3 protein-coding genes are annotated in these 1,961 nt (G+C 44.0%); all 3 read left to right on the top strand.

Annotation, left to right across the window (positions count from 1 at the left end; translation table 11 throughout):
• Positions 1-89: 89 nt before the first annotated feature.
• The gene (locus tag AB4351_RS21935) at positions 90-860 is read left to right on the top strand and encodes a carbon-nitrogen hydrolase family protein (protein WP_372102902.1); all 771 of its coding nucleotides are present in this window, start codon (positions 90-92) and stop codon (positions 858-860) included.
• Positions 861-1,081: 221 nt separating this feature from the next.
• Entirely contained in the window at positions 1,082-1,225 is a 144-nt protein-coding gene (locus AB4351_RS21930) for a hypothetical protein (protein ID WP_162497971.1), read from the top strand.
• Between the two features lie 234 nt (positions 1,226-1,459).
• Positions 1,460-1,961: reverse transcriptase N-terminal domain-containing protein (locus tag AB4351_RS21925; protein WP_372127186.1), on the top strand; the 502-nt coding region annotated here is incomplete at its 3' end.

The raw sequence follows: 1,961 nt of genomic DNA, 5'->3' as shown, positions 1-1,961 counted from the left end.
CTAAGCGGAGAAGAGCCCTTTTTCTTATGAATGGGGGCTACTAGATGTTATTGTAAGCTGTTGTTATATAGTGCTTATAGGGCAGTGATATGGAAGGTGTTGTTAGGGTTGCTTTGGCTCAATACAGAGTTAAAAGCAGAAATATTGCAGTGAACATGGAATCTCACAAAGAGCTATGTGTGCAAGCAGCGCATTTAGGTGCGAATATAATCACATTCCCTGAGCTGTCGTTAACAGGCTATGAACCCGAATTATTATCAGAATTAGCAATAAATCGCTCATCACCATTGATTGAAGAGCTTTCTAGTACTGCGGTATCAAATGGTTTGACGATTATTGTTGGATGTCCTTTAAGAAGTGAGCACTCAACTCCTTATATAGGGGCTGTTGTTTTACATGCTAGCGGAGAGGTAAATTACTACCAAAAGCAATACCTTCATGAAGGAGAAAATAATTACTGCGTTGCTGGCGATGATAATTACTTTTTTAGCGTTAATAATGTGAAGGTTGGACTCGCTGTTTGTGCCGATTTTACAGAGCCAATGCATTACAGCGATGCCAAGGCTGCAAATGTCGATATATACCTAGTAAGTGCACTGATTTCAAAAAAAGGTTTCTCACTAGATAGTGAGCTGCTATCTAGTATTGCAAAGAAGCTTGATGTACCTGTCTTGCTGTCAAACTTCGTTGGAAAGACAGGAGGTTGGGACACGGCTGGAAAATGTAGCGTCTGGGACAGTGAAGGTGAGATTGTTGTTCAAGGCAGCGAGATACTGGAGGGTATCACGGTGTGTACAATTACGAACGGTAAAATTGATAATATGTACTTTCAATCACTGGACAAAGCTGGCTCAGAGTAGCTCGGCAAACTCAGAAATGCCCGTGCGACCTGAAGTCGTATGAAGCGTTGTTCACCACGACAAGAGTGAACCATCTGTATCACCAGATGACCCTAAGATCCTGAATAAAGTAGCGGATCTGACAATGTAACGAAACTTGGCCGTTGGGCTGAGTGGGAAAAGAATCGTGAGAGGACGTTCCTCCTGAAAACCACAATTCGGGTAAGTGCTAGGTAGTCAGTATGATGAACGTATGTGAATCCATTCAAGGTGCGTTATATGATGAAGCAGCGGAAGTGGTTAATACGCTGTGGCCAAAAGGCAATGAGAGTTGGAAAGAGGTTGGACAGTACTTTTTCGTGGTCGCCGTACTCTCCGCACTATAGTGGGCATCTAAGCTGACATTTTACGTAACATACGGAACAGGGTAAGCCTGTATCACTCCCTTTGGGAAAGCCTTTGTGGCCGATAGTGATGCAGGTATAGGAGGTCGGAAAAAGCGAAAGCTACATTGTAATGATGCAGATACAGACTTATGTCTGATCACGAAAGTGAGCCCACTTCCGACTGGTCTCCCATTGCGAGAGAATTTGAAGAACTTTATTCAAGGAGAAAAGCAAATGGTGATCTCGAAAGAGATTAGTGCATCTTCTGACGGCGCTAAATGGCAGTCCATCGACTGGAAATCCGTTGAAGCGCACGTATTGAAGCTTCAAATGCGTATCGCAAAAGCAACGAGAGAAAAGAAATACGGTAAGGTGAAGTCCTTACAGTGGCTCTTGACTCATTCTCGCTCAGCCAAGCTTCTTGCGGTTAAGCGAGCCTCTCAGAATAAAGGCAGTAAAACGTCTGGAATAGACGGTGTCACCTGGAACACAGATGTACGCCGTATGAAAGCAGTCAATCAACTGAGCCGCAAGGCTTACTCTGCAAAACCACTCAAACGTATCTACATCCCCAAAAAGAACGGTAAGCTCAGGTCATTGGGTATTCCATGCATGATTGATAGAGCGCAACAAGCCCTCCACCTTCTAGCATTAGAACCAGTGTCCGAAACGCTCGCCGACCTCAATAGCTATCAAGGCGCGAGCACACTTTGTTTAATTTATAACCCAAAGAAGA

It is taken from the genome of Vibrio sp. 10N.261.51.F11, from assembly GCF_041471665.1.
GTDB classification, from domain to species: domain Bacteria; phylum Pseudomonadota; class Gammaproteobacteria; order Enterobacterales; family Vibrionaceae; genus Vibrio; species Vibrio crassostreae_C.
This window is presented reverse-complemented; position numbering and strand designations above follow the sequence as displayed.

Coding starts and splice junctions, on each gene's coding strand:
- AB4351_RS21935 (WP_372102902.1), top strand. CDS start 90: ATGGAAGGTGTTGTTAGGGTTGCTTTGGCTCAATACAGAGTTAAAAGC.
- AB4351_RS21930 (WP_162497971.1), top strand. CDS start 1,082: ATGATGAACGTATGTGAATCCATTCAAGGTGCGTTATATGATGAAGCA.